General features: G+C 63.4%; 25 protein-coding genes. 14 read left to right on the top strand and 11 right to left on the bottom strand.

Going from position 1 to position 26,394, the window contains the following annotated elements:
- Together xerD and AMM33_RS19370 are read right to left on the bottom strand one after the other, a co-directional pair.
- Entirely contained in the window at nucleotides 1-909 is a 909-nt protein-coding gene (gene xerD / locus AMM33_RS19365; protein ID WP_090142892.1) for a site-specific tyrosine recombinase XerD, read from the bottom strand.
- Entirely contained in the window at nucleotides 909-1,883 is a 975-nt protein-coding gene (locus tag AMM33_RS19370) for a tripartite tricarboxylate transporter substrate binding protein BugE (RefSeq protein ID WP_090142893.1), read from the bottom strand. Before AMM33_RS19370 ends, xerD begins: the two co-directional genes overlap by 1 nt.
- A gap of 155 nt (nucleotides 1,884-2,038) precedes the next feature.
- Between AMM33_RS19370 and AMM33_RS19375 the strand changes: the two genes are divergently transcribed.
- Nucleotides 2,039-2,944, top strand: a complete 906-nt coding sequence (locus AMM33_RS19375; protein ID WP_090142894.1) for an AEC family transporter — start codon at nucleotides 2,039-2,041, stop codon at nucleotides 2,942-2,944.
- A 292-nt stretch (nucleotides 2,945-3,236) separates the two neighbouring features.
- Here the strand turns inward: AMM33_RS19375 and queG are convergent, their stop codons facing one another.
- The gene (gene queG, locus AMM33_RS19380) at nucleotides 3,237-4,301 is read right to left on the bottom strand and encodes a tRNA epoxyqueuosine(34) reductase QueG (protein WP_090142923.1); all 1,065 of its coding nucleotides are present in this window, start codon (nucleotides 4,299-4,301) and stop codon (nucleotides 3,237-3,239) included.
- A 126-nt stretch (nucleotides 4,302-4,427) separates the two neighbouring features.
- On the opposite strand from queG, the gene tsaE reads away from it, so the two are divergent.
- Both tsaE and AMM33_RS19390 read left to right on the top strand, forming a co-directional pair.
- Nucleotides 4,428-4,928 (top strand): tRNA (adenosine(37)-N6)-threonylcarbamoyltransferase complex ATPase subunit type 1 TsaE, encoded by a 501-nt coding sequence (gene tsaE, locus AMM33_RS19385; protein WP_255350720.1) that lies wholly within the window; start codon nucleotides 4,428-4,430, stop codon nucleotides 4,926-4,928.
- Complete coding sequence (locus AMM33_RS19390) at nucleotides 4,918-6,345, top strand: N-acetylmuramoyl-L-alanine amidase (RefSeq protein ID WP_090142895.1); 1,428 nt, start codon at nucleotides 4,918-4,920, stop codon at nucleotides 6,343-6,345. The genes tsaE and AMM33_RS19390 overlap by 11 nt, the downstream gene beginning before the upstream one ends.
- 58 nt (nucleotides 6,346-6,403) lie before the next feature.
- Here AMM33_RS19390 and AMM33_RS19395 read toward each other — a convergent pair whose 3' ends face one another.
- Both AMM33_RS19395 and AMM33_RS19400 read right to left on the bottom strand, forming a co-directional pair.
- On the bottom strand, nucleotides 6,404-6,934 hold the full coding sequence (locus AMM33_RS19395; RefSeq protein ID WP_369802478.1) for a hypothetical protein: 531 nt from the start codon (nucleotides 6,932-6,934) through the stop codon (nucleotides 6,404-6,406).
- An 89-nt stretch (nucleotides 6,935-7,023) separates the two neighbouring features.
- The gene (locus AMM33_RS19400) at nucleotides 7,024-9,111 is read right to left on the bottom strand and encodes a RecQ family ATP-dependent DNA helicase (RefSeq protein WP_228768258.1); all 2,088 of its coding nucleotides are present in this window, start codon (nucleotides 9,109-9,111) and stop codon (nucleotides 7,024-7,026) included.
- Nucleotides 9,112-9,713: 602 nt separating this feature from the next.
- Between AMM33_RS19400 and AMM33_RS22170 the strand changes: the two genes are divergently transcribed.
- From AMM33_RS22170 to ylqF, 9 genes are all read left to right on the top strand, one after another.
- On the top strand, nucleotides 9,714-9,881 hold the full coding sequence (locus AMM33_RS22170) for a type 2 periplasmic-binding domain-containing protein (protein WP_228768259.1): 168 nt from the start codon (nucleotides 9,714-9,716) through the stop codon (nucleotides 9,879-9,881).
- A gap of 6 nt (nucleotides 9,882-9,887) precedes the next feature.
- Complete coding sequence (locus AMM33_RS22175; RefSeq protein ID WP_194945588.1) at nucleotides 9,888-10,037, top strand: hypothetical protein; 150 nt, start codon at nucleotides 9,888-9,890, stop codon at nucleotides 10,035-10,037.
- 44 nt (nucleotides 10,038-10,081) lie between these two features.
- Complete coding sequence (locus AMM33_RS19410; protein ID WP_194945589.1) at nucleotides 10,082-10,303, top strand: hypothetical protein; 222 nt, start codon at nucleotides 10,082-10,084, stop codon at nucleotides 10,301-10,303.
- Nucleotides 10,304-10,339: 36 nt separating this feature from the next.
- Nucleotides 10,340-10,594: a DUF6488 family protein gene (locus AMM33_RS19415; protein WP_090142898.1), complete on the top strand. Its 255-nt coding sequence runs from the start codon at nucleotides 10,340-10,342 to the stop codon at nucleotides 10,592-10,594.
- Nucleotides 10,595-10,710: 116 nt separating this feature from the next.
- On the top strand, nucleotides 10,711-10,944 hold the full coding sequence (locus AMM33_RS19420; protein ID WP_090142899.1) for a FitA-like ribbon-helix-helix domain-containing protein: 234 nt from the start codon (nucleotides 10,711-10,713) through the stop codon (nucleotides 10,942-10,944).
- Nucleotides 10,941-11,363 carry a type II toxin-antitoxin system VapC family toxin gene (locus tag AMM33_RS19425; protein WP_090142900.1) on the top strand — a complete coding sequence of 141 codons (423 nt, stop codon included), beginning with the start codon at nucleotides 10,941-10,943 and terminating at the stop codon, nucleotides 11,361-11,363. The genes AMM33_RS19420 and AMM33_RS19425 overlap by 4 nt, the downstream gene beginning before the upstream one ends.
- 112 nt (nucleotides 11,364-11,475) lie before the next feature.
- The gene (locus tag AMM33_RS19430) at nucleotides 11,476-11,766 is read left to right on the top strand and encodes a hypothetical protein (protein ID WP_090142901.1); all 291 of its coding nucleotides are present in this window, start codon (nucleotides 11,476-11,478) and stop codon (nucleotides 11,764-11,766) included.
- A gap of 5 nt (nucleotides 11,767-11,771) precedes the next feature.
- Nucleotides 11,772-12,092 carry a hypothetical protein gene (locus AMM33_RS19435; protein ID WP_090142926.1) on the top strand — a complete coding sequence of 107 codons (321 nt, stop codon included), beginning with the start codon at nucleotides 11,772-11,774 and terminating at the stop codon, nucleotides 12,090-12,092.
- A gap of 126 nt (nucleotides 12,093-12,218) precedes the next feature.
- Nucleotides 12,219-13,145, top strand: a complete 927-nt coding sequence (ylqF, locus tag AMM33_RS19440) for a ribosome biogenesis GTPase YlqF (protein WP_090142902.1) — start codon at nucleotides 12,219-12,221, stop codon at nucleotides 13,143-13,145.
- On the opposite strand, the gene AMM33_RS22180 is transcribed toward ylqF, so the two are convergent.
- The gene (locus tag AMM33_RS22180) at nucleotides 13,131-13,355 is read right to left on the bottom strand and encodes a hypothetical protein (RefSeq protein WP_194945590.1); all 225 of its coding nucleotides are present in this window, start codon (nucleotides 13,353-13,355) and stop codon (nucleotides 13,131-13,133) included. The genes ylqF and AMM33_RS22180 overlap by 15 nt on opposite strands.
- 109 nt (nucleotides 13,356-13,464) lie before the next feature.
- On the opposite strand from AMM33_RS22180, the gene AMM33_RS19450 reads away from it, so the two are divergent.
- Nucleotides 13,465-14,094 carry a 3'-5' exonuclease gene (locus AMM33_RS19450; protein WP_090142904.1) on the top strand — a complete coding sequence of 210 codons (630 nt, stop codon included), beginning with the start codon at nucleotides 13,465-13,467 and terminating at the stop codon, nucleotides 14,092-14,094.
- 122 nt (nucleotides 14,095-14,216) lie between these two features.
- Here AMM33_RS19450 and AMM33_RS19455 read toward each other — a convergent pair whose 3' ends face one another.
- Nucleotides 14,217-15,392: a pyridoxal phosphate-dependent aminotransferase gene (locus tag AMM33_RS19455; protein WP_090142927.1), complete on the bottom strand. Its 1,176-nt coding sequence runs from the start codon at nucleotides 15,390-15,392 to the stop codon at nucleotides 14,217-14,219.
- Between the two features lie 140 nt (nucleotides 15,393-15,532).
- Here AMM33_RS19455 and AMM33_RS19460 point away from each other — a divergent pair, with 140 nt between their 5' ends.
- Nucleotides 15,533-15,790, top strand: coding sequence for a hypothetical protein (locus AMM33_RS19460; RefSeq protein ID WP_090142905.1), 258 nt, complete (start codon nucleotides 15,533-15,535; stop codon nucleotides 15,788-15,790).
- Nucleotides 15,791-16,011: 221 nt separating this feature from the next.
- Here AMM33_RS19460 and recD read toward each other — a convergent pair whose 3' ends face one another.
- The 4 genes from recD to AMM33_RS19485 all read right to left on the bottom strand — a co-directional run bounded on the left by recD (nucleotide 16,012) and on the right by AMM33_RS19485 (nucleotide 26,393).
- A complete protein-coding gene (recD, locus tag AMM33_RS19465; RefSeq protein ID WP_090142906.1) occupies nucleotides 16,012-18,144 on the bottom strand; it encodes an exodeoxyribonuclease V subunit alpha in 2,133 nt (710 codons plus the stop codon).
- Nucleotides 18,145-18,442: 298 nt separating this feature from the next.
- Nucleotides 18,443-22,213, bottom strand: coding sequence for an exodeoxyribonuclease V subunit beta (recB, locus tag AMM33_RS19475; protein WP_090142908.1), 3,771 nt, complete (start codon nucleotides 22,211-22,213; stop codon nucleotides 18,443-18,445).
- Nucleotides 22,210-25,794 (bottom strand): exodeoxyribonuclease V subunit gamma, encoded by a 3,585-nt coding sequence (gene recC, locus AMM33_RS19480; protein ID WP_090142909.1) that lies wholly within the window; start codon nucleotides 25,792-25,794, stop codon nucleotides 22,210-22,212. Before recC ends, recB begins: the two co-directional genes overlap by 4 nt.
- A 161-nt stretch (nucleotides 25,795-25,955) precedes the next feature.
- Nucleotides 25,956-26,393 carry a carboxymuconolactone decarboxylase family protein gene (locus AMM33_RS19485; protein ID WP_090142910.1) on the bottom strand — a complete coding sequence of 146 codons (438 nt, stop codon included), beginning with the start codon at nucleotides 26,391-26,393 and terminating at the stop codon, nucleotides 25,956-25,958.
- Nucleotide 26,394: the final 1 nt, after the last annotated feature.

A 26,394-nucleotide genomic window follows, 5' to 3' on the forward strand; every position in this document is an offset into this window, starting at 1 on the left:
TCACCCCCTGGGGTGATGCTGAGCATGCAAGGTCTTGAGCCGCTCACGCGCCACATGGGTGTAGATGGTGGTGGTCGAGATGTCGGCGTGACCCAACAGCATTTGCACCGCGCGCAAATCGGCCCCGTGGTTGAGCAAATGCGTGGCAAAGGCGTGGCGCAAGGTGTGCGGCGACAGCGGCGAGGTAATGCCTGCCTCGATGGCGTAGCGCTTGACCAGGTTCCAGAACATGACGCGCGACATGGCCGTGCCGGGTTTAGGGCCGCTGGTGGTGATGAACAGGTCTTCCGTCTGGCGTCGGCCTAGCAATGCAGGTCGGGCCTGGCCGATGTAGCGCTGCAACCATTCACGCGCCTCTTCGCCAAAAGGCACCAGGCGCTCTTTGCTGCCCTTGCCCGTGATGCGCAGCACACCCTCGTTGAGCGATACATGCAGCGTCTTGAGCCCCACCAACTCGCTCACGCGCAGGCCACTGGCATACATCAGCTCCAGCATGGCGCGATCTCGCAAGCCCAGATCGGTGGCCAAATCCGGTGCACGCAACAAGGCGTCCACTTGCGCCTCACCCAAAGTCTTGGGCACCCGCAAAGCCTGTTTGGCAGCCAGCAGGCGCAGCGTCGGGTCTTGCAACATCAGGCGTTCGCGCAAGGCCCAGCGGAAATAGCGTTTGAACACCGTCAGCCGCCGATTGGCCGAAGTGGCCTTGGTCTGGCCATGGCGCTCGGCAAAATAAGCTTGCAGATGGTGCTCTTGCGTATCGTCGAGTGCCAGTCGGTGCTGCACAAACAACCAAGTGGCAAAAAGCCCCAGATCCCGGCGGTAAGCCGCCAAAGTGTTGGCGGCCAGACCATCCTCCAGCCAGAGGGCGTCTGCAAAGCGGTCAATCACCCCCAGGCTGGCTGCGTGCATCAATCGAGCTTGAGTTTTTGCTGTTCAACGACTTTCTTGTAGACCTCAAACTCTGCCTTGATTTGGACCGTGAACTCTTCAGGCGTATTGGCGATCACCAAAGAGCCGGTGTCGTTGATGCGCTTGACGACAGCAGGATCTTGCAGGGCTTTTTTCACGCCAGCGCTGACCTTATCCACCACCTCTTTGGGCAAGTTTTTGGGGCCCAAGATGCCGTAATAAGCCATGCGGTTGACCGGCTCCAAGCCAATTTCCTTGAAAGTCGGCACATTGGGCAACTGGGGCAAGCGCTGAGGCGCAGCCACCACGATCGGCACCAACTTGCCGGTTTGGATGAAAGGCAATGCCGAGGGCAGGTTGTCAAAAATGATGGGTACCTGACCGGCCACGGTGTCGTTCAGGGCAGGGCCTGCGCCACGGTAAGGGATGTGGGTGATGAAAACGCCCGACAAACTCTTCCACAACTCGGTTTGCAAGTGGCCGATACCACCCGTGCCCGAAGAAGCGTAGGAATATTTGCCGGGATTTTTCTTCAATTCAGCCACAAAACCGGCGTAATCCTTGGCCGGAAAACTGGGGTGCACCGCAATCACATTGGGCGTCGCCGCAATATTGATGATGGGCGTGAAGTCGGTCAGGACGTTGTACGGAATTTTGGGGTTGATGGCCGGATTGGCCGCGGTGGTGGACACCGTGGCCATGCCCAGTGAATAACCATCGGGGGCTGCTTTGGCTGTCTCATTAGCACCCACGACGCCACCGCCACCCGCCTTGTTTTCAACGATCACGGACTGCCCCAGGGCTTTGGCCAGGGGCTCGGAAATCACCCGAGCCACGATGTCGGTGGTGCCGCCTGGCGCAAAAGGCACCTGCAACTTGATCACTCGATTGGGATAGGCTTGCGCCCATACAGAGCCACTGGCCACAGCCGATGCAGCCAAAGCGGCCACCGAAATCCATTCACGACGTTTCATTGACAGATACTCCTAAAACAATCCTTGATCATAGGCAATAAATCAACCTATCCATCAAGGGGAAACCCACAAAACCATCAAAACACACACTTGAACGTGCACCCAAGCGACAGCCAGCGCAGACCAGGGCGAACACCGGCGGTTATCCTATCGCCGTGAACTTTGCACAACTTCTCTTTCCAGACTTTTCCCTCATTTTGTGCGGCTATCTGATTTGCCGCTTCACGGCGCTCAACCGGCCGCTGTGGCAACAGGTCGAAACACTGGTCTATTTCCTGCTCTTTCCGGTGCTGCTGTTTCACTCCATCTTGAAACGCCCCATAGATGTGAACGCAGCTTCCAGCCTGATGGGTGCAGGCGTTTGCTTGGGGCTGTGTGCGATTGCCCTGTCCTACAGCCTGCCTTTCTGGCCCATTTTGGGTAAACGGCTGGACAAGCGCGACCACGCCGCCAGTGCGCAAGTGGCCTTTCGCTTCAACTCCTTCATCGCCCTGGCACTGGCCGACCGGCTGGCGGGGCCGGATGGCCTGTTGATGATTTCCATGCTCATTGGCGTTTGCGTGCCGCTGTTCAATGTGGCTGCGGTCTGGCCCATGGCTCGGCATGCCAATTCAGGATTTCTCAAAGAACTGATACGCAACCCCTTGATCATGGCCACCTGCTCGGGACTGTTGGGCAATTTGCTGGGCTTTCGCATTCCCGATTGGCTGGACCCCACCATCAGCCGCATCGGCGCGGCCTCTTTGGCGCTGGGCCTGATGGCTGCAGGCGCGGGCATGCAATTGGGCACCCTGCGCCAAGGCAAGCTGCTGGGCCTGAGCGTGCTGAGCATCAAACACCTGCTGCTGCCCATAGGGGCGCTGGGCATGTCGCACCTTTTCCTGCTCAATCCGTCTCAGACCACTGTTTTACTGGCCTTTTCTGCCTTGCCCACAGCATCGACTTGCTATGTGCTGGCCGCCCGCATGGGCTACAACGGACCTTATGTGGCCGGGCTGGTCACACTGTCCACACTGGCAGGCATGCTGAGCTTGCCCTTTGCTTTAGGTGTTTTGCGTTGAGCGTTGAGCGTTGAGCGTTGAGCGTTGGGCGTTGGGCGTTGGGCGTTGGGCGTTGGGCGTTGGGCGTTGAGCGTTGAGCGTTGAGTGATCGAGCAACTGACTTTGCAGAACGCAAGTTTCAGCTGCAACTTGGGCTGAAGGACTTCAGGCACATGTCGGGGCTGAAGCCAACGACCTACAAAAAACCACACGCCTTGCCTTGCAGATCGGCAACTTCAACTCCGACATTGCGGGCTTAGCCGCAAACCTCGTTCAGATGCTCAAGCCGCCAATCTCGGGATTGATCTTTGCATCAAACCTTGGCCAGAGACCAAGCTACTTGCTCTTGCACCACCGGGTCGGGATGCGCCGCATGTGTGGTCAGGGCTTGTTGCAAAGCCAGTCGGTCCTCTGTGTTCATGCCCATCGACGCCAATGCATTGCCCGCCGCCAGCGCCAGGTTGCGCAGCCAGCGGGCATGGCCAATGCGGCGGATGGCGCTGCCTTCGGTGCGGCGCAGGAACTCGGCTTCGTCCCAACGCATGAGGGAAACGATGCTCGAAGCCTGCAGGCCATCCCGGGGCTGCCAGTCGGGCAAGGCGCTGACTTGTGCAAACTTGTTCCAGGGGCAGGCCAGCTGGCAGTCATCGCAACCATAAATGCGGTTGCCGATCAGCGGGCGCAGCGCTTCATCAATCGGCCCGGCATGCTCGATCGTCAGATAAGAAATGCAGCGCCGTGCATCCAGCCGGTAGGGGCCAACGATGGCCTGCGTGGGGCACAAGTCCATGCAGGCGGTGCATTGGCCGCAATGTGCAGACACCGCTGGCGTTTCAGGCAGCGCAAAGTCCACAAACAACTCGCCCAGAAAGAACATCGACCCCGCCTCGCGGCTCAGCACCAAGGTGTGTTTGCCGCGCCAGCCCAGCCCGCTGCGACTGGCCAGCTCGGCCTCCAGCACGGGGGCCGAGTCGGTGAACACACGGTGTCCAAACGGGCCTATCGCCTCAGCAATGCGGTCTTGCAGCTTTTGCAAACGTCTGCGCAAAACCTTGTGGTAATCGCGCCCCCGGGCATAGAGCGACACCACCGCTTCACCGGGCTGCAGGCTGCGCTCAGTTTCGCGGGCCAGCCAGTTGGGCGGCGTGCCTTCGGGCAGGTAATCCATGCGGGCCGTGATCACGCTCACCGTGCCCGGCACCAGCTCGGTGGGGCGCGCGCGCTTCATGCCGTGACTGGCCATATAGCCCATGCTGCCGTGAAAACCGGCGGCCAGCCAGGCCTGTAACCCGGGCTCTGCAGAGGACAAATCGATACCCGTCACGCCAATTTGGGACAATCCCAGCTCACGCGCCCAGATCTGGATCTGGGGCCACAGTTCAAGAAGGTCGATTTGAATACGTTGAGCAGTCACACGCCGATTGTAGGAAGCCCCGGCTCCCCTGCCCTCACTCCCGACTCAGCCCTTGCCCCCCATTCGGCGCAGACGCTGGTTTGGGATGGCATTTGGCCGGATGAAGCCGCCACACAGGCCTTTGCCACTGCGCTGGCCGCTGCCCTGCCCGGCTGGCCGGGTGGGCGCGATGCCCGCATCGAATTGCGCGGCAACCTGGGCGCGGGCAAAACCACGCTGGTGCGCCACCTTTTGCGCGCCGCCGGGGTGCAAGGCCGCATCAAAAGCCCGACCTATGCCGTGGTCGAACCCCACCAGGCGGGCTCGGGCGAGAGTACCTGGCCGATCTGGCATTTTGATTTTTACCGCTTCAACGACCCCCAAGAATGGGAAGACGCGGGTTTTCGGGACATCTTTGCCGGGCCGGGCCTCAAGCTCATGGAATGGCCCGACAAAGTGGCCGGACAACTGCCCCCCGCCGACTGGGTGATTGGCCTGGAGGCCATCAACGAAGACAGCCGCCGCGTGCACATCAGCGCCCAAACGCCGCAGGGTCAAACTTGGCTGAAGGCCTGGATGGCCTCAGCCCCCGGGGCTTGCCATGCCGATTGACCGTCGCCAACTCCTGCAAACCGGGCTCGTGGTGCTGAGCCTGGGGGTCTCGCACTTGGCGCGGGGCGCCAGCATGCTGGCCGTGCGCATTTGGCCAGCGCCCGACTACAGCCGCGTCACCCTTGAATCAGACACGGCGCTCAAAACCCGGCAAACCTTCATCCAGTCGCCTCCCCGGCTCGCGGTCGACATTGAAGACATGGAACTCAATGCCGCCTTGCGCGAACTGGTGGGCAAAGTGCAGGCCTCAGACCCCAACATCGCAGGCATTCGCGTGGGCCAGTTCAGCCCTGGCGTGGTGCGGCTGGTGATCGACCTCAAGCGCCCCATCGCTCCCCAGGTGTTCACCTTGCAGCCGGTGGCCAACTATGCGCACCGGCTGGTGCTCGACCTGTACCCCAGCCAAGCTGTTGACCCGCTGGAGCAACTCATCCAGGAGCGCGTCATGGCCAAGGCCGAGCCAGCTCCTGCGCCCTCTGCAGCAGGCCAACTGCCCACGCCTTCGCCGCTGAATGACCCTTTGGGCGAATTGATCGCTCGTCAAGGCCTGCCTGCCGCCGTGCCCACTGCGCCCTCAACGCCGTCTGCGCCCCCTTTGCTCACGCCCTCCACCCGCAGGCAAGGCTTCGAGCTCCCCGGCGCCGAGATGGACAGCCCCAACCACCCTCCCAGAGCGGCCACGGGCAAGTCCACCGACCGGCTCATCGTGATTGCCCTGGACCCCGGTCACGGCGGTGAAGACCCAGGTGCCGTGGGGCCTGGCGGCACGCGGGAAAAAGACGTGGTGCTCAAAATCGCCAAACTGCTGCGTGACCGCATCAACGCCAGCAGCGTCAATGGCAGTCCCATGCGGGCATTCTTGACGCGCGATGCCGACTTTTTTGTGCCCCTGCATGTGCGGGTGCAAAAGGCCCGCCGTGTGCAAGCCGATTTGTTTGTCAGCATCCACGCCGATGCGTTTTTCACACCCCAGGCCAGCGGCGCCAGCGTGTTCGCGCTCAGCCAAGGCGCAGCTTCGAGCAGCGCTGCCCGCTGGATGGCGCAAAAGGAAAACAAAGCCGACTTGATCGGTGGCCTCAATCTTGGGGCTCAAGACGCGCAAGTGCAGCGCGCCATGCTGGACATGAGCACGGCCGCGCAAATCAAGGACAGCCTGCAATTGGGCGGCAGCTTGTTGCGCGAAATTGGCGGCGTGGGCCGCCTGCACAAGCCCCGGGTCGAACAAGCCGGTTTTGCGGTGCTCAAAGCCCCCGACATCCCCAGCGTGCTGGTCGAAACCGCCTTCATCAGCAATCCGCAAGAAGAAGAAAAACTGCGCAGCGACGCCTACCAGCAACAACTGACCGATGCGCTGCTGCGCGGCATCGTGCATTACTTCTCACGCAACCCGCCGCTGGCGCGCAACCGGGCCATGTGAGGCCTACCCATGGGGGCCAAGCGCCCCCTTTTTTTCGTCTACCTTTTTTCTTCGACCCTTATCTGCGCCCACTGCCCGGTTTGGCGAAATCGGCATCCACCCAAGCTTGTGCGGTCTGGCGGTTGAGCTTGAAACCGGCATCGACCTTGACCTCGGCCAGCGCGTCGCCCCCTTCGTCCTGCGCACTCAACAGGGCATAGGGGTTGTCCTCGTCCGGCACGATGTCCAGCAGCACCGTCACGCGGCCCTGCCCTTGACCGTTGACGATCACCGACTGGTGCAGCGTGGCGTGCAATTGCTGCTCACTGCGGCGCACAAACTCGCTGGCGGTTTTGACCAAGGTGATGAAGGCCGAGCCATCCAGCGGCTTGGGGTTCTTTTTGTCGCGGCCCATGGTCCAAGGCCCCACCAGTGCGGGCTCGGACTCACCGGTTTTGAACATGGCCACCGCCCAGCCGTCGTCATCGTCGTTCTTGATGACCTGGGCGGTCCATTGCTCGTTTTGCCAGAAACGGGGTTCTTGAATCAGGGGGGAGTCTTGCGTGTCTTCGGTCATGTTGAAAAGGCCATTGAAATCATGTTCGATCATGCCTCAAGGCGTCCCAGAGGGTCGGCATCTGTGGGATTGGCGCAGGTCGCATGTCGGGGCTGAAGCCGCCGCCCTTCCGGATACAGCCATCATGGCCGCAAATGCAAGGCCAGCAGCAACACCTGACTGGCCCCCCGCTCGCGCAAAAGTGCTGCCGCCACCGTGGCCGTCCAGCGGGTTCGCACATCGGTGGCCACCAGCAGCACCGGCCCGTCGGGCATGGTGGTGTCGTCTGTGCAGCGAATGGCCGACTCCAGATGCGCCACCACCGGGGTTGACGCCGCATCATCCGGAGCGGGGCCATCCGTCCAGCTGAACACATCCAACAAAGGCAGCCGCCCTTTTCGCGCGATGTGTTCGGCCATGCGGCGGTTGGACGCCATGTCGAGCGCAGGCAGTGGCACGACACACACCGGTCGAGCAGGCCAGCGCTTGGCCCAGCGCCCCAGCGTGGCCACCGCGCCCGCCAGCAGTTCGGCCGGCACATCACCCGGTGCGGCGGTGCGCAGGGCCTGCAATTCGGCCACCCAACCCGGATCGTCGGCAAACGAGACAGCACGGCCCACATCAAAGCCTTGAATGCTGCCCTTGCGCCGCACACCGGATGGCCAGCGTTTGCGCGGCTCGATGTCCATGTCCACACCCCGCAAAAAGTTGCGGGCGGCCATCAAGTTCTCGGGCGAGGGCGTCTGGCCCGGAAACGGCACATGCCCTGTGCAGACCGAACACCGCCCACAAGGCGCAGGCGACGGGTCGTCCAGCGCGGTTTGCAAATACGCCATCAGGCAGCCCGCACCGTGCGCGTACTGGCGCATGATGCCCGCCTCCTGCTGGCGCACCTGGGCCAGCGCCGTCCATTTCGCCGTGTCGTGCACATAGGGCACGCCGGTGGCCCGCCAGGCCGAGCCGTCTTTGTCCACCACCCCCTCCACCGCCAAAATTTTGAGCAGCGCTTCCAGCCGCCCCCGCCGCACGCCCGTGTCGGCTTCGATCTCGATCAGGCTGCGCTCATCATCGCCCAGGCTTTGCAACACCTTGGCTGCCGTCGTCGGATCGGGAATCGAGGCGGTGGCGAAGTAATCCCAAATGCGTTCATCGGCATCAGACGGCAACAACACCCCTTCGGCATGCGCCACCGCCCTGCCCGCCCGGCCCACCTGCTGGTAATACGCCACCGGGGTGGAGGGCGAGCCCACATGCACGCAAAAGCCCAAGTCCGGCTTGTCGTAGCCCATGCCCAGTGCCGAAGTGGCCACCACCGCCTTGACCTGGTTGTGGCGCAAACGGTCTTCCACCTTCAATCGGGTGTCGGCGTCGATCTGCCCGCTGTAGGCGTCGACCGCATGGCCGCAGCTGCGCAAAAAAGCCGTCAGCCGCTCGGCCTCGGCCACCGTCAGCACATACACAATGCCCGAGCCCGGCAACTGCTCCAGCGCATCGGCAATCCAGGCGTAGCGCTGCAAAGGCGACAAACCCGGCACCACCGACAAGGTGAGCGAGGTGCGTGCCAGCGTGCCGCGAAAGGTCACCGTGCCCGCACCCAACTGCTTGCCAATGTCCAGCGTCACCCGCTCGTTGGCCGTGGCCGTGGTGGCGAGCACGCTGGCCGTGGGCGTGGACAAGAGCGCCCGCGCCAGCCGCTGGTAGTCAGGCCGAAAGTCAAAACCCCAATCGCTGATGCAATGCGCCTCGTCGATCACGATCAAGCCCACCCGCGCCAGCAAAGCGCCCAGCCGCGCCGCAAAGCGCGGATTGCCCAGCCGCTCGGGCGAGACCAGCAGCACGTCGATGGCGTCCTCGTCCAGCCGCTGGAACACATCGTCCCAATCGTCGATGTTGGTGGAATTCACCGTGGCCGCCTTCAGGCCCGCCCGTTCGGCGGCACTGACCTGGTCGCGCATCAGCGCCAGCAAGGGCGAGACCACCAGCGTGGGCCCCGCGCCCGTGCTGCGGATGGCGTGCGTGGCCACCCAATAGACCGCAGATTTGCCCCAGCCCGTGGCCTGGACCACCAAAACACGGGACGCGGCTTGCACCACCGCATGCACCGCGTCCACCTGATCCGTGCGGGGCACCGCGCCCGGCCCGGCCAAGCGGGCCAGGATGGTGTGCATGTGGTGTTCCGCGAATGTGCGGGATGTGTGCTCTTGAGCCTGCAAATTGTTGGATGTGTTCATGGGCTCCCCCTGTCTGATGTGATTTTTTTAACCAAGGAAGATTGTGCAACGCAGTTGGGTGTCATGAGTGACCGATCCATCGCCGCAGGTCGGACCTTCCACTTCGACATCCTTCACATCGCGCAGCGACACCTTCAAACAGCTGTGGTCCGCCAGGCATGTCGAGGCTGAAGCCACCAAGCTACGAAGACCGAACGCCCTGGATCACAAGCGCATCTAGCCGCCGACGCGGCGCAGGCCCGTCGGCCGGGGCATGGCCCATACGCGTTCACATCCGCACCGTGTGCCCACGCTCGGCAGGACCCAGCAACTGGTGCACGGCCTGGTAGTGCGGCTTTTGCTCGGGTTTTTACTGCAAAGCCTGCGGCAAGGGGTGCATGGACAAGCCCTTCGCCATAGCCGCCAGCTGCGCCCGCACATAGGGATGGCCGGTCAGCCGCTACTTGATGCGATCGTTGCGCTCGGTGATCAGTCGAAAAAGCGGGGGTGCTGGCAATTGCGGCGTTAAAAAGCTCCAGCTGGCCCGTGATTTCAGAGCTTTCCGGGGCCGAGGCGTGGGCCAACCTGCAGCCTGCTTTGTTTTGCCGACCATCCTAGCCTGCATGCGCCAAACCCTGCCCGATGTGGTGGTGGATCTGCTGGTCAGCAATTCGGTCAGCAACCTGCTCATGCGCGAGGCCGACATGGCGCTGCGCATGGTGCGGCCCGAGCAACGCAGCATGGTGGCCAAGCACATTGGCCAAGTTGCACTGCGAGCATGCGCCAGCTAAAGCTCTTTGCAGCGCAGGGGAACGCCGCAGCAACCGGCCGACCTGCTGGCGCACGACCTGATCACCGGTGACCGTAACAACGACATCGAGACGGCTTTGCGGCGCTGGGTTATCCAGCCAGCCGCCTGCGACACGGCCTGCGTACCGATGACTTGATCGCCCATTGGACAGCCGTGCAAGCCGGGCAGGGAGTGGGTTTCGTGAGCGAGCACCTGATAGATGACTCCGACCCCACGGTCAAGTTCATCTTGCCGATGATCGAGCTGCCGGTATTGCCCGTTTGGCTCACGGTACACCGCGAGCCAAACGGCTACCAACACGACAGCCACCCCGACAGCTTCCGCTTCACGGCGAAAGAGCACCAGCACGCGCACGAAGACATGGACATTCAAAAACCACCGACGACAGCCGCCACACCTTGAAGTAATCACCTGATCCAAACACCGACTGGACACAACATGACCAAAATCACCCTCGCCACCGTGACCGGCTGTGCGCTCCAACACAAAGACAGCTTGGTCAAAACCGGCAAACTCCAGGCCGTCTGGAGCGCCGTCAAGCCTGCCAGCATCGAAGCCGTTAATGGCAAAAAGGGCAAGGAATGGAAAGTGACGTTCAAGGACGCCACCGCCAAAGACAAATCCAAGAAGACGCTCTACATGTTCTTCACCTTGCCGGGCAACCTCATCGCGGCCAATTTCACGGGTCAATAAAGCTTGTAAAAGGTTCGTCAGGCCAACGCGCAAGGCAACCTGCGGCTCATGAAAAGGGCTATTTGATAGCAAATTTATCAATTGCTGTCATTCAGTCTTATTGAGGATAGTGCGCCATGTCAGCGGTCACCGTCAGAAACCTGTCCGAAGCCACACACCGCGCCCTCAAACTGCGCGCAGCACAACATGGCCGCAGCACCGAGGCCGAGATTCGCCTGATTCTGGAAAATGCCGTGGCCCCCAAAATCGGCATGGGTTCTGCCTTGGTGGCCATCGGGCAAAAGTGGGGGGGGATCGAGCTGCACTTCGTACGCGACAAGCGCCCCGCAGAAACCGCGAGCTTTGAATGATCATCCTCGACACCAACCTGGTGTCCGAACCGCTCAAGCCCTTGCCGCATCCGGGTGTCGTCGATCGGCTCAATGCGCAAGAGCCAGCGAGCTTGTTTATCACCAGCATCAACTTAACCGAACTTTTGGCAGGCATTGCAACCCTGCCCCAAGTCAAACGGCGGGATGCATTGGGGCAAGCCTTGACCAGCCATCTGACGGCGCTCTTTGAAGACCGGATGCTGAACTTCGACACCCGTGCCGCGCAAAGCTTTGCAGCCTGCTTGGCCGGGGCCCAGGCCCAGGGCAATCCCATAGGTTTTACCGACTTTGTCATTGCAGCGGTTGCCAAAACCAAGGGTTTTATCGCGGCCACCCGCAACGTGCGGGACTTCCTGGGCACGGGCGTTCAAGTCGTCAACCCTTGGGCATTGAACTGATTCGCCCTGATAAGGCCGCCAACCATGGCCCACACAACACCTTGACAGTCCCAACCCTTGACGTACACTATTTTCGTGCCGCACTAATTTAGCAATTGATCCAGGAGCAGCCATGGCCAGCCTCACTTCCCCCCCCAGCGTCAAAATCATCGGTGCCAATGGCCAGATTTCTTTGGGCAAGCAGTTTGCGGGCCGTCAGGTTTTGGTCGAAGAAAAAGAAGCCGGAGTTTGGCTGATTCGCACCGCAACGGTCATTCCAGACAACGAACGTTGGTTGCACGAGACGCAAGCCGCGTCCGATCTGTCCAAGGCATTGGCTTGGTCTGCACAAAACCCTGCCTCAAACGCACAGACCGACGCCCTTTTGTCTTCTGTTTTGTCGTCCCCATCACCCAGCGAGTGATGGAGATGGGCGCGAACGACCACCCCATTCGACTGGATTTGAACAACCCGGTGTTTCAGGAAAACCTGTTCGGTTTACAGAAACCGGAGCGCCATGCAGCCATCGACACCCTGAGGAAAATCCGGCAAATGAGCTGGAACCAGCTTTACCGCGACAACGGCCTCAAGTGGGAAAAGATCGCGAGTGTCAAACCACCGCCAGGCATTGACGCCATCTATTCAATGCGCATCACCCAAAGCCGCCGATGCACAGCCCACCGTGACGGTGATTTCCTGCGGCTCTTGACGCTGTCTCCCGACCACGACAGCACCTACGGGCGCAAGTAAAGCCGCTTGCTGTGCTGACGCACAGGCTGCGCAATCATTTGGCCAGTCTGAGGCACCCAAGAAAGCCTGTAACGAACTGCCCGACAATCACCCCTTTGCTCCTTTCCCTTTCAGCAGCGGTTTTCTATGGCGATTCAATGGTTCCCCGGACACATGCACCTCACGCGCAAGGCGATTGGGGAGCGCATCAAAGAGATTGATGTCGTCATCGAAATGCTCGACGCCCGCCTGCCCGGCTCCAGCGCCAACCCCATGCTGGCCGAGCTGATCAAGGGCAAACCCGCCCTCAAGATCCTGAGCAAGCAAGACCTGGCCGACCCGGCCCGCACCACGCAATGGCTGGCCCACTACAACGCCCTACCCGGCGTGCGCGCCATTGGCCTGGACACCAGCATGACGCAGCCCGCCAAGGCGCTGATCGAAGCCTGCCAGCAGCTGGCCCCCAACCGGGGCGGCATGGTCAAACCCATGCGCGTGCTGATCTGCGGCATCCCCAACGTGGGTAAATCCACGCTGATCAACACACTCAAGGGCAAACGCGCCGCCAAGACCGGTGACGAAGCCGGTGTGACCAAGCAGGAAGCGCGCATCGCCCTGGCCGACGACTTTTATTTGTACGACACGCCCGGCGTGCTGTGGCCGCGCATCATCGTCGAGCAAAGCGGGTTCAACCTGGCCGTCAGCGGGGCGATCGGCGTGAACGCTTTTGACGAGGAAGTGGTGGCACTGGAGTTGCTCAATTACCTGATCCCCCACTACCCGCAAGCCCTGACCGACCGCTACAAGATCGCCGACGTGGCCAGCCACACCGACGAAACCCTGCTCGAAGCCATTGGCCGCGTGCGCGGCGCCATGCAAAGCGGCGGGCGCATCAACACCACCAAGGCCGCGCACATCGTGATCCACGACTTCCGCTCGGCGGCGCTGGGCCGCATCACCCTGGAAACGCCCGAGCAATTTGCCCAGTGGCTGGCCGAAGGCAAAAAGGCCGATGCCGAGCGCGCCGTGCGCAAAGAGGCCATCGACAAGGCCAAGAAGTCACCCCGCAAATGAAGTGCCGGGTTTGCGCCCCGCAAGCGTTACTTGCGCCTCATGGATGCGGCCCCAAGAAGCCTTCAGTGAACAAAAATGTGGTGCGTCGGCGGCATCAAAGCCGACATGGCGCCTGCGCTTTAGCGAGTTCGGGGCAGCGATGTCGGACCTGAAGGTACTGGCCTGTGGGTTGACGGTGAAAAAAATGGCAAGCGTCAGCGTTCCGATCATCAGAGCTCAATCAGAGCTCAAAGCCAGCAGGGCACAGGCCATCTTGGCGCCATGGCTTGCGCAAGGCGATAAAGTCCACGCTTGATGACACGGACTTTGCAACACCCTCATGAACACCCGCCTCGCCACGCCCGACAAAGACGCCATCGCCCTGCTCCCACCGTTTGAACGGCTGGGCCTGGACCGCATCACCCTGGTCAGCAATGCCACCCAAGCTCGTCAAGCCCACAGCCATCTGACACAAGCGAGCGCCTGGGGTTTTGACACCGAATCCAAACCCACGTTTCGGGTGGGCGAGGCCTCTGACGGCCCGCACATTCTTCAACTGTCCACCGCTGAGCGAGCCTGGGTCTTTCAGCTGCACGAGCCCGAATGCCGCGCCGTGGCCGCCGACTTGATGGCGCTGGGCGGCATTGCCAAAGCCGGTTTTGGCCTGGGCGACGACCGCAAACGCATCATCCACAAATTGGGGATAGAGCCCCAAGGCATTCTGGAACTCAACACCGTATTCCATCAACGCGGCTATCGCAAAGACATGGGCGTCAAAGGCGCCGTGGCCGTGTTGTTCAACCAACGCTTCATCAAGTCCAAAAAAGCCGCCACCAGCAACTGGGCCAATGCCCACCTCAGCGAAGCGCAACTGGTCTATGCCGCCAATGACGCCTATGCGGCGTTCCGGGTCTGGGAGGCGCTGGGGCTTGCGCTCACGGTCAGGCATCCATCCCGCAGCACCGAATGATGAAGTGAAGAACTGCCTTGAGCGAGCGCAGCTGCTGGTTTGCCGCGTCGCGGGCTCCTCGCAATGACCTCAAGATAGATGCACGGAACGCCAACGCCATAGCCGCCACCGCCGATGGCCGTTCAGGCTTCGGGCAATGAATTCTTGTCTAACCAAGACCGAAGCCGCTCAACGCCCTGCGCCAGCCGCGCCAAATCCTGAGACGCAAAGCACCAGCGCAGCCAGCCTGCCGCCTCGGGGGCAAAGGCTTCGCCGGGGGCCAGGCCCAGACCGGCTTCGGCCACCAGCCGTTTGGCAGTCGCCACCGAGTCGGGGTGCCCTTCAAGCCGGAAAAACGCGTACATGCCGCCTTTGGCCGGGGCCACTTGCACGCCGGGCACGGCTTGCAAAAGCGGCAACAGGGTGTCGCGGCAGGCTTTGAGGTGCGCCACCACGCGGGGCGTGATGTCGGCGGTGTTTTGCAAAGCGGCCACGCCCGCCCGTTGGGTGAAGACCGAGGCGCATGAGGTGTTGAACTCGATCAGCTTGCCCATGTGGGGCGTCATGGCAGGCGGCATGACCAACCAGCCCAGGCGCCAGCCGGTCATCAAAAAGCTCTTTGAAAAGCTGTGCACCACGACCAGGCGGTCGTCGGGCTCGGCCACGTCCAGAAAGGAAGGCGCGCAGCCGTTGGGGGTGTCGGTTTCGTAGTACAGGCGTTCGTACACCTCGTCGGCCAGCACCCAGGTGCCGGTGCTGCGGCAGTGGGCCAGGATTTCGGCCTGCTCGGCGCGGCTCAAGGTCCAGCCCGTCGGGTTGTTGGGCGAGTTGACGATCAGCATGCGCGTGGCAGGCGTGATGGCAGCTTTGAGCGCGGCCATGTCGAGCTGCCACTGGCCAGCCACGGGGCGCAATGACACGCACTTCAAATTCGCCCCCATCACCAGCGCCTGCGCCGTCAAGTTGGGCCAGACGGGCGTGACCGCGACCACCTCGTCGCCCGCGTCGATCAAGGCTTGCGCGGCCAGCATCAGGGCGTTGACGCCACCCGAGGTGATGGCCAGCCGGTCCACGCCTATCGGGCCATGCAGGGCCGACATGTAGTCGGCCACGGCCTGGCGCAGCTCGAGCAGGCCCAGGTTGTGCGAATAAAAGGTCTCGCCGCGCTGCATGGAGTCGATGGCGGCCTGACGCACCACATCGGGCGTGACTTCATCAGATTCGCCAAACCAGAAAGCCAGCACATCGGGACGGCCCATGCCCGCGTTGGCCACTTCGCGGATGCGGGACTCTTCCAGATCGAGCACGGTCTGGCGCATGAAAGGGGTGAGAAAGGGGGTGGAGGGGGTGTTCATGCGGGCATCGTAAAGGCAAGCCAAAGTCGGGGCTGTCACGGGCTTGCACAAGTTGAAGGCTTGCATATGATGGACAACAAAAAATCACACACAGGGAGACCCGCATGACAAAGCAGCTGATTCTGGTCGGCTTGATCGCTTGGGTGATGGGCGGCACCAGCCTCGCAGCGGCCCCCAGCGACAACTTCACCGCCACCGCTGGCGCTGTCCCCGAAAAAGCCAAAAAGGCCAAAAAAGCCCGAGCCCCCAAGCCCCAAAAAGACAAGGGCTATGGCGAAAACAAGGCCGAACGCGACAAACGCCTGTTGCGCGAATGCCGCGGCAAGCCCAATGCGGGGGCTTGTGAGGGGTATGCGGGCTGACACGGTCTGTGGGGTGGATCGCTGAGGTCAACTGACATGTCGGGGTCTTCGACCGCCGACCTGCGAGTGACCGGGCTGTTCCGTAGGTCGGTACTCGAAGAGTCCGACGTTGCTGGATCAAGCAACTCAGCAGAAACCAAATCGGGTGCCCTGGCTCAAGGGTCAATGTCGGGGTCTTCGACCGCCGACCTGCGAGAGTCCGCAGGTGTATGGCACGCAAACTACCGCTCTGCCCCGCCCCACCACTGCCGCAATCCGCTGACGCGCACGCTGGGGCGGGCGATGGCGGCGTGGAGCAGCCCCTCCTGGGCTTCGATGAGGGTGAATTTTTCTCGGGCGCGGGTGATGCCGGTGTAAACCAGTTCGCGCGAGAGCAGTTCGGCAGCGCCGGGCGGCAGGACCAGGGCGGTGTGTTCAAACTCCGAGCCCTGGCTTTTGTGCACCGTCATGACAAAGGCCGTTTCGGCATGGGCCAGACGCGCCACGCTGACCGAGCGCAGTTGCTCGCCGTCGAGAAACCAGGCTTTGGGCACTTTGTGCAGGTTGGGCAAAACGACGCCCACATCGCCATTGAAGACGCCCAGTTGCGTGTCATTGCGCGTGACCATGATCGGACGGCCGGTGAACCATTCGCCCTGGGGCTGCAGCCAGCCTGCATCGGCCAAGGCTTTTTGCACGGCGGCATTGAGTGCGGCGGTGCCCCACTCGCCCTGGTGCACCGCGCACAGAATGCGAAAGCGGTCAAAGCTTTTGAGCACTTGTTTGACCCAGGCCTCGTGCGCGGCCAAATCGCCTGCCGCGGGTGGATCGTTGACGCATGTCAGGTAGTCGGCATACGAAGCGCCGCCGATCGCCCGAGCGCCTTGCCCGGTGGCCAGATCACACACCGCTTGGGGGCTTTCAGGCTGCCAGGCGGTCAAGGCCTTGCCGGGCAGCGCAAAGGCTTGCTGCACTTGGGCCGCATCGCCTGCGTTGACCGCCAGGGCCAGCTGGCCAATGGGGCCGTCAAAGCGGCGGCTTTTGCGCAGCATCACGGTTTGCTGGGCCAAGGCGGGCAGCGCGGGCGCGGCCGATGCGTGAAAACACGCGGCCAGCGTTTGCCCGGCCACCTCTTGCGCAAAGCGCAAGGTGTCATCGGTGTAGCCGCCTTGGGCAGCGTCGCGGCAGACATCGCCCAGCACCGCACCGGCTTCGACCGAGGCCAGCTGGTCTTTGTCGCCCAGCAGCACCAGGCGGGCAGTGGGCGGCAGCGCTTGCAGCAAGGCGTCCATCATTTCCAGATGCACCATGGAGGCTTCGTCCACGATCAGCACGTCCACGTCGAGCAGATGGGCGGCGTGGTACTGGAATTGGCGCGTATCGGGACGCGCCCCCAACAGCGAATGCAGGGTGCGGGCCGCGCCGATGCGCTGGATCAGGGTGTCCAGATCGAGCGTGGCACCGGCCTGCCCGGTGGCCTGCGCCTTGAGCGCCTGGAGTGAGCCGTCAATCGATTGTTTGAGTCGCGCAGCGGCCTTGCCCGTGGGCGCGGCCAGGGCCACGCGCAAGGGACTGGCACCTTCATGCAGCGCCAAAAGCAGTGCCAGCAAACGTGCGGCGGTGTAGGTTTTGCCCGTGCCAGGGCCACCGGTGATGACCGACAGCCGCGCCCGCAGGGCCACGGCGCAGGCGAGTTTTTGCCAGTCGGTGGCATCCTCAGGCGAGCCCCCCGTGCGGGGCGCAGTCACAAAAAACCGGTCCAGCCATTCGCGGGCCTGGGCCGTGGGCACGTCCACCGCACTTTGGGCCCGTTGCAAGAGGGTTTGGCCCACACGTTCTTCGTAAGCTTGGTAGCGACGCAAATACAGCAAGGGCGCATCAGCAGCGCCGCCCAGCACCAAGGGCTGGCCCGCATCGGGGGCGCTGGCATCGAGCAAACAAGCGGGTGCCGCACGCAAGGCGGCCAGCCAGCCTGCCCGATCTGAGGGCAAATGTGCCCACAGTGCCAGCAAGCCTTGCGGGCCATGCACCGCATCAGCGGGCCAGGCCAGCAAGGTCACGGGAGGCGTGAGCAAGTCGTTGACCGACAGGCAGGTGTGGCCCCGGCCTTCCATCTGGGCCAGCACGGCAGCGGCCACCAGCAGCGCGGGCGGTGCGTCGGGCTGCAGCCGCAGCAATTGCGCAGCCAGGGCGCTGTCCAGGCGGCGCAGCCAGCCCAACTCGGACCAGCCGTGCAGCCAGTTCAGGGTTTGCTCGGCGTTCAAACCACCAACGGGCAGGTCGTTGAGCCAATCCATCTGGGCGGCTTTTTGCGCCGAGGTATGCGCTTGGTGCGCCTGCTGCGCCGGATTGAGCAGGTTTTGTCGCAAGCTCATGCGCTCATCTCCTGTGAACCATTCTTCAGACCCTTTAATGTCGCGACCCAGTCTTTGTAGGAGCCAGCCCTGCTCGTAAAAGAACCCAGGCGGTCCGCAGGCCATCGCTTGCAGGGCAAGCTCCTACAGAAAACCCCTGCATCAGTGGATTGCGGGTGATCAGCCGCAGCCTGATCTTTGTAGGCGCCAGCCCTGCTGGCGATAGAACCCAGGTGGTCCACAGGCCATCGCATGCAGGGCAAGCTCCTGCAGAACAAAGCAGCAAGCGCATCACCCTGCTGCACAACAAGGTCAACCATCACAGTACCTCATTCACTTGCGATACGTTGTCGGACGATGGGTCCGCCCCCAGCATCGCGTCCAGGCTGTCCATCAGGGCGACGGGGGCGGGCAAAGTGCAGCAGCCTGCGGCGGGGCCGTCGATGCCGCGCAGGAACAGATAGACCGCGCCGCCCAGTTGCTGCGCCGGGTCGTAGGCCGCGCCCAAACGCGCGCGCAGCAGGCGGTGCAGGGCCAGCATGTAGAGCGCGGCTTGCACCTCGTAGCGGTGGTGGGCCATGGCCTTGTCCAAGGCTTGCGAACTGTAGGCGGCATCATCTGGCCCCAGGTGGTTGGACTTGTAATCCAGCACCCAATAGCGGCCCTGGTGCTCGAACACCAAATCGGCAAAGCCCATGAGCATGCCGTGCAGCTGGGCATCGGGCAGTTGGGGGCGGCTCACGCCGGGCAGCAGGTGCTCACGGCACAGGGCGTCCACTTCCTGGGCGTGCAGACGCTGTGCGGGCAACCAGAACTCCATCTCGGGCAACAAAGTCCCAAGCGCATTGAGCGGCGCGTCCGGCCCGCGCAATGGCTGGGCCACCACGCGGGACAGCCACTGCACCACCTCGCCCGCTTGCGCCGAGTAGCCCGCCCGTTCGCAGCGCTTGGCCAGGCGCTGGGCCAAGGGGGTGCCCGGCTGCAGGGCAAATCCGTCTGCGGCCAGCCACTCCAGCTGGTCGTGCAAAAAGTTGCCCGCGCTGGGGCCTCGGGCAAAGCTGTGCCAAGGCGACACAGACAAGGGCTCGGAGGGCGCCGCCGCCGGGGTGCCTGCCAGACTGACACTCAACGCTGTCAGCGCCTGCGCCGCGCCCTCCTCTGGCGGTTCGTCATCGGCCGGGCGCGGCGTCGTCATGTTCGAAGCTGTTTGCAGCACGGGTTGCGAAGACAAGTCACGCGCCAGGCGCGAAAAGCTGGCAATCGTCCAGCTCTTGTCGATGCGGGCGGTGCTGTGCAACGCCTCTTGCAAGGCCGACTGCTGTGCAGGCCGCTGCCAGCGGGTCAAGGGCACATCGCTTGGGGCCAGCGTCAACTGCACCGACAAAGCCGCGCCCTGGGCGTTGGTCTGCAGCGCCTGTAGTTTGGGTAGCCATTGCGCTGAATCCCATGGCTGACCAGCTCCCAGCAAATGGCCGGGGGCACTGTCGTGGTTGACACAGGCCTTGCCGTTGCCGCGCTTGACCGCGCTCCAACCCACCCACAGGGCGTGCCGCGCACGGGTCAAGGCCACGTACCACAGGCGCAGGTCTTCGCGCAGCCGGTCCAGGTCTGCGCCTTTGGCGTCCTGCTTGTCAAACGCCAGCGTCCAGCGGCGCTCGCCCTGCGCGTCATTGACTTGCAGCACGGCGGCCTTGTCGGCCGTGACCACGCGGTGGCTGTGCGCAAAGGGCAGGCACACCACCGGGTATTCCAGGCCCTTGCTCTTGTGGATGGTGATGACCTTGACCAGGTCTTCATCGCTTTCCAATCGCACGGTCTGCTCTTCGTTCTCACCTGCACTGCCGTCCATCGCTTCGTCAATCTGCTGGCTCAACCAGCGGATCAGGGCCTGTTCGCCGTCCAGCTGGTGGCTGGCGGTTTGCAGCAGTTCGGCCAGGTGCAAGACATTGGTCAGGCGGCGTTCGCCATCGGCCTGCCCGCGCCAGCGCCCGGCCAGCTGCAAGACATGCAACGACTGGCGCAGCATGGCCAGAACGCCCTGGTTTTGCCAGGTCTGGCGCAGCTCGCGCATCTGCTCGGCGCGCTGGTCCAGCAGCTCGTCTTGGGTGGCCAAGTCATGCAGCTCGACCAAAGACAAACCCACAGTGCGCGTGCCCAAGGCAGCGCGCACGCGGCGCATGTCTTGCGGTTCGGCCACGCCGCGCAGCCACAGGCACAGGTCTTGCGCTTCGTCGCTGGCAAACACCGAATCGCGGTCCGACAAATACACCGAGGCCACACCGCGCCAACGCAGCGCATCGCGCACGGCGGCGGCCTCCACGCCGGTGCGCACCAGCACCGCAATGTCTTTGGGCTTGAGCGCGGTGTCGCCTTTTTGTGAATCGACAAAGCGCGCCTGCGGGTCACTGAGCCAGGCCACGATCTTCTCGGCGCACAAGGCCGACAAATGCGCACGCGCATCGCGCTGGCTGCGTAGCGTGTCGTCGTGCACCACGGTCATGGCCGGGATGGGGCCAGTGCTGTCGGTCAGCACTTCGGCGCGGCCCTTGGCGTCCACACTCTGGAAAGGCAAGGGGTCTTCATCGCCTTGGCGGTAACCGAAGGCGTCTTGCGGGATGTTGAACCAGCGGTTGACCACATCGACCACCGCCACGGTGGACCGGAAATTGGTGCCCAGCACATGGTGACGGCCCGCCGTGGCGCGGCGCGCGGCCAGATAGCTCTGGATGTCCGCCCCGCGAAAGCCATAAATCGACTGCTTGGGGTCACCGATCAAGAGCAGCGCAATGTCTTGCCGGTTGTCCGCCGTGCGGTAGATGCGGTCAAAGATGCGGAACTGCAGCGGCGAGGTGTCCTGAAACTCGTCGATCAGGGCCACCGGAAACTGCTCGCGCAGGCGCTGGGCCAGGCGCTCGCCCGCTTGCGGGTCGGCCAGCGCCACATCCAGGCGCTGCAGCATGTCGGCAAAGCCAAACAGACCGCTGCGGCGTTTGAGCTCGGCCATGCGCTGCTGCACATGCTGGCGAGCGTGCAGGCGGGCGGCCTGCGCCGGGTCGGGCAAGGCCAGTAAGGCCGCTTGCAAGTCGGCATAGGCCTGGCTTTCGGGCGGCCAATCCACGGGTGCTTCGCCAGGCTTGCGGCAAGCGAGCAGCCCTTCGGGCGTGAAGCGGTCCCAGCCGGCTTTCATATCGGCTTGCAAGGCCTGCGCATCGGCCGGGCCTTGCGACCAGGCCTTGAGCACGCCCAGCCACTCGGCGCATTTTTTGTACGTCAGCTTGCGGACATCCCAGCTGGACTTGTGGTGTTCCAGTTGCGCCTCGATCCAGCCCAGCAAGTCGTCGGCCCGCTCGACCCAGCCTTGCTTGAGTGCTTGCAACTGCGTTTGGCGGGCATCAAGCGCTGCCGACAGCACCTGGCCCAGTGTGCCCGGCTCGGCATCGGCCAGCGGCACGCCCATCAGGGCGCGCATGTCGGCTTCGAGCGTGTCCACATCGCGCCAGATGCCCTGCACCTGCGCCACCAAGTTGGGGGGCATGGGGTACAGCTGCTGGCGCCAATAGTCCTGCACGGCGTCCATGCGCAAGGCGGCTTCGTCGCCCACCAGGTTTTCTTCAAACAGGTTGCCGCTGTCAAAGGCGTGCTCGCGCAGCATGCGCTGGCACCAGGCGTCGATGGTGTAGACGGCCGCATCGTCCATGGCCTGCGCGGCCAAGGCCAGGCGGTAAGCGGCCTGCTCGCGCAGTGGGCCCTCGGGGTATTCGTTTTTCAGTTCAATCAGGAAAGCATCGTCCGTCTGGGCGATGCCGCGAAACACCTGTGCGGCTTCGGTCAGGCGGGCGCGGATGCGGTCGGACAGCTCGCGCGTGGCGGCACGGGTGAAGGTCATCACCAGCACGTCTTGCGGCAGCATGGGTCGCACGGGCGCGGTACCCCCTTCTGCGCCATCTGTTGCCTGTGTGCCGTGGCCCAGCACCAGGCGCACATAGAGCGCGGCAATCGTCCAGGTCTTGCCGGTGCCTGCGCTGGCTTCGATCAGGTGGCTGCCGCGCAGCGGAAAGCGGTTTGCATTCAGGGCGTGTGCGCTGCTCATGCCAGCACCTCCTGGGTATCTGTATCAGCAGGCGCATCGGGCAAAGCCTCGACCACGGTTTGGGCGGCCCAGGCTTTCAGGGGCGCATAAACCGCCTCGGCCAGGCGTTCAAACGCGCCCGTGGCCAGCAAACTGTCGAGCGTGGGATAGGTCCGCGCCAGCGCCGGGTCAAGGCTGACTTCGGCACGCTGGTGGCTGCTGCCTTCGTACAGGTCGAGCAGCGCGTTGGCCTTGTCTTTTTTCTCCAGCCATTTCAGGGCCAGCGCAGGCGGCAAGGGCAGCGGCCAGCGCATGCCTTCGACCCAGGTGTCCAGCAGCACCTGCAACTGGGCGCGGGCCGCTTCGGGGTCTTGCGGCGGAACACGCACCACGGCGTTGCGGCCCACCACCACGCAGGGCAGCGGCTGGCCCATGGCCGCAGCAGCCAGCGAGGTGAGCCACACATCGATCAATTTGTCGGGCAAGGCCAGGGCTCCCCCGCCATCTTTGATGCGAGCGATGCTGCTGGCGCGCAGGGTCAGGGCCACTTGTTCACCTTCACCTGCCAATAAGCCACCCAGCGCGTCTTGCAAATGCACATGCGCGTGCGGCAAATCAACCAGCACGCGCGGTGCCGCATCGGGGCAGCCCTCGCGCTCACGCAGGGCGGCGGTCAGCAGGGTCTGCAGGCTGTGCGAGAGTTTTTGGGCTTCGAGCAGGCCCACGCCCGCCAAAGGCAAGGCCCCGGCTTTGCGCAGGCGTTGCACCGCATGCTGCACATGCAAGGGCAATTGCGCGTTGGCCAGATCCACCGGCAGATGCTGCAGTCCGTGGTCGAGCAACTGGTACAGGTCCAGCCCGGCCAGGCCAAACAGCTCTTCGTCGTGCAGTTCGCTGCGTTCGTCTTCCAGATGTACCTGCAGGCGTTCACGGAAAAACGCGCCCACCGGCCTGCGCAGGAAGCGGGCCAGTTGGGCGAGCGAGATGACGGGCATGCCCTGGGCTGCATCGAGTGGTGGCAGCAGGACTGGAAACTTGGCATCAACCGCCCCCCTGTAGGCGCTTGCCCTGCAAGCGATGGACGGCTCGTGGCCGTCAAACGCCCCATCGCCAGCAGGGCTGGCTCCTACGGGAGAATGGCTGGCGATTTGTGCGGCCCGCCACTCTTTGGCATACGTGCGCAAGCCGCTGCCCGCTTCAAAATAAGCCCGGCTGAAGGGCTGCAACGGGTGCACCGTGGTCAGGCGCTCTGCGGTGCCCGTTCCCCACAGCGCGTCAATCTCGTCGCGCAGCTGAGACACCAGCACCGAAGGCGGTTGTTCGCTGTTGTCGCGCACACTGCGGCCGCTCCAGCTGACGTAGAGCGTGCGGCGGGCCGACAGCAGGGCTTCGAGCATGAGCTGGCGGTCGTCGTCGCGGCGCGAACGGTCACCTGGGCGGCTCATGCCGGGCAGGCCCAGCAGGTCGAAGTCGGCACGCGGACTGCGGCGCGGGTAGTCGCCATCGTTCATGCCCAGCAGGCACACCATCTGAAAAGGAATGGCGCGCATGGGCATGAGGGTGCAAAAAGTCACGCCCCCGGCCCGAAAGCGCTGCTCCAGCTTGGGCACTTTCAGGGCTTCGAGCCAGGCCGAGCGGGCCACAGCCAGCGGCACAGCCTGCTCAAAAGTGGCCTGATCGGCAGCTTTGACCCAGTCGTTCAAGGCCATGTCAAGCGCTGACAAGGCGTTGCGGTCAGCGTCGCCCTGGGCCTTGAACACCGCCGCCAGCATGGCCCGGCCGCGTTCGGCCCATTGGGCGGGCGTGGCCGGTGTGGCGCTGGTTTGCCACCAGTCGATCAAGGCTTGCAGCAGGTGCGCCAGCGCACCCGCCAATTCAGCATCGAGCCCGCCAACTTCGGCATAAGGGTCCATGCCCGCTGCGCCTGGCGGCATGGGGTCGGCGCCGCAGGCATAGCCCATGAGCATGCGCTGCACGCCAAACAGGGCCGAATTGTCTTCACCGCAGGCGGCCAGGCCCAGGCCCTGTCGGTGCCCGCCCGACAAGCCCCAGCGGATGCCCGAGCCCGCCATCCAGCGCGTGAGCGTGGGCAATTGTTCGGGCTGGATGCCAAAACGCGCCGCCAGCGCAGGCACTTCAAGCAGCTCCACCAGCTCGCTCATGCGGCCACGCTGCTGGGGCAAGGCCAGCAGCCATTCCAGCGCATGGATCAAGGGGCTGGTGGCCTGGGCGCCCAGGTCGGCAATGTCGTGCGGAATAAAACGGGCGTCACTGCGTTTGTATTGGCCAAAGACCGCACGAATGGCCGGGGCCATGGTTTCGATGTCGGGCACCATGACCACCACATCGCGGGGCGACAGGTCGGGCTGTTCGTGGAACCACTGCAGCAGCTGGTCGTGCAGCACTTCCAGCTCGCGCACCGGGCTGTGCGCCACTTTGAACACCACGGATTGGTCATCTGCTTGCAAGGGCGCATCCACCGGGTCTTGGGCAGACTTCAGATCACGGATGCGGTTTTGCAGTTGCGTCAGCAGCCGCGTGCCGTCGGCCCCGGGCGCGTCGTCAAACAGGTCCAGGCGCTGGCCCGGCATGCAGGCCTGCGCAGCCTGCACATCATCAAACGCATCCAGCTGCCGAATGAAGTCTCGCCCTTGCCGCCCCCACGCGGCCAGCAAGGCCGGCGCGTGCAAATGCATCTGCTCATACGGCGTGTCCGACAGGTCTTGGTCACCCTTGTAGGCGTGACGCCGCCGCTCGGTCTTGAGGGCGTCGCGCCCGTCCATGATGTCGCCCCAGTGGTACTGACAGGGGTTGGGCACGGCCAGCAGCACCTGGCTGTGCCTAGCCAAGGCGGCCAGAATGTCCAGCAGTTGGCCGGGCATGTGGCTCATGCCAAACACTGAAACACGCCGCGCCACCGGGCTGGCCAGGGCCTGGCCAGATTGGAGGTGGGCCACGGCCCGCACATGCAAGGCGGGCCGGGTGGCTTGTTTTTCAGCGTCTGACAGGGTGGCCAGCACGCACCGCCAAAGTTCGGCTTGCCACAGCTGGTCTGGCGGCAGCTGACCTGCGGCAGCACCGGGCAAGACGGCCTGCCCGGGCTGTTTGCGCAGCACATTGCGCCCGGCGGCCCAGTCTTCGAGCCAGTCGGGGCGGTAAATCTGATACTGGTCAAACAAGTCGGCCAGGCGGCTGGCCAGTTGCAGCAGGCGGTCGGGTTCATCGCCCTGCAAAAAACCGGCCACGGGCTTGAACACCTCCTGCCCCACGCAGCTGGGCAACAAGGCCATCAAGCGCCAGGTCATGGGCAATTTGTCGAGCGGCGAATCAGGCGGCACGTTCTGAACACCCAGCACCTGCCGGTAGGTGCGCCACAAAAAGCGCGAGGGCAACTCCACCTTGGTGGCCGCGCACACCCCACCTTGCTGTGCCAGCGCCATCTTGATCCACTCGGCCATGCCGTTGCTTTGCACCAGCACCACCTCTTGCTCCAGCGGCGCCAAAGGCTGACGCACCAGCCAACCCGACAAAGTCTCGGCCAACACTTCAGAGCGGTGGCTGTGCAAAGCCAAAAATCCGGGGGGAATCAAGGAATCGGTCATGCAATCAGTCATGCAAACGGGCGGGGGCATCAAAGGAAAGCAAGAAGAATAGCCGCAATAAGGCTCAGGTCTTCGTTGGCGGCAACCGAGCCGACTTGGGGCTGTGCCGAAGCGGGCAAACGTCGGACCTGAAGGTACCGACCTACGGGAGCCGCGACTTCTTAGGCCTTGGGTTCGATCACCTCTGTGGCGCTGCGAAAGGCATCGATGGCGGTGGGAAAGCCGCAATACACGGTGGCGTGCAGCATCAATTCACGAATTTCTTCGGGCGTGACGCCGTTGTTCAAGGCGCCGCGCACATGGGCCTTGAGTTCCTGCTGCTTGCCCAGCGCGGTGAGCATGGCCACGGTGATGAGGCTGCGGGTTTTCAGATCCAGCCCTGGGCGCTGCCAGACGTTGCCCCAGGCGTTGCGGGTGATGAATTCCTGCATGGGTTCGGTGAAGTCGGTGGCCCCTGCCAAAGCACGGTCCACATAGTCCGGCCCCATGACCTGGCTGCGGGTGGTCAGGCCAGCTTGAAAAGCGGCGTCGTCAGGACGGGCATCGCGGGCTTGTTGAGTGGGGGAATGTGTGGATGAATGTTGGGGTGTTGGGGACATG

It is taken from the genome of Limnohabitans sp. DM1, assembly GCF_001269385.1.
Classification (GTDB): domain Bacteria; phylum Pseudomonadota; class Gammaproteobacteria; order Burkholderiales; family Burkholderiaceae_C; genus Limnohabitans_A.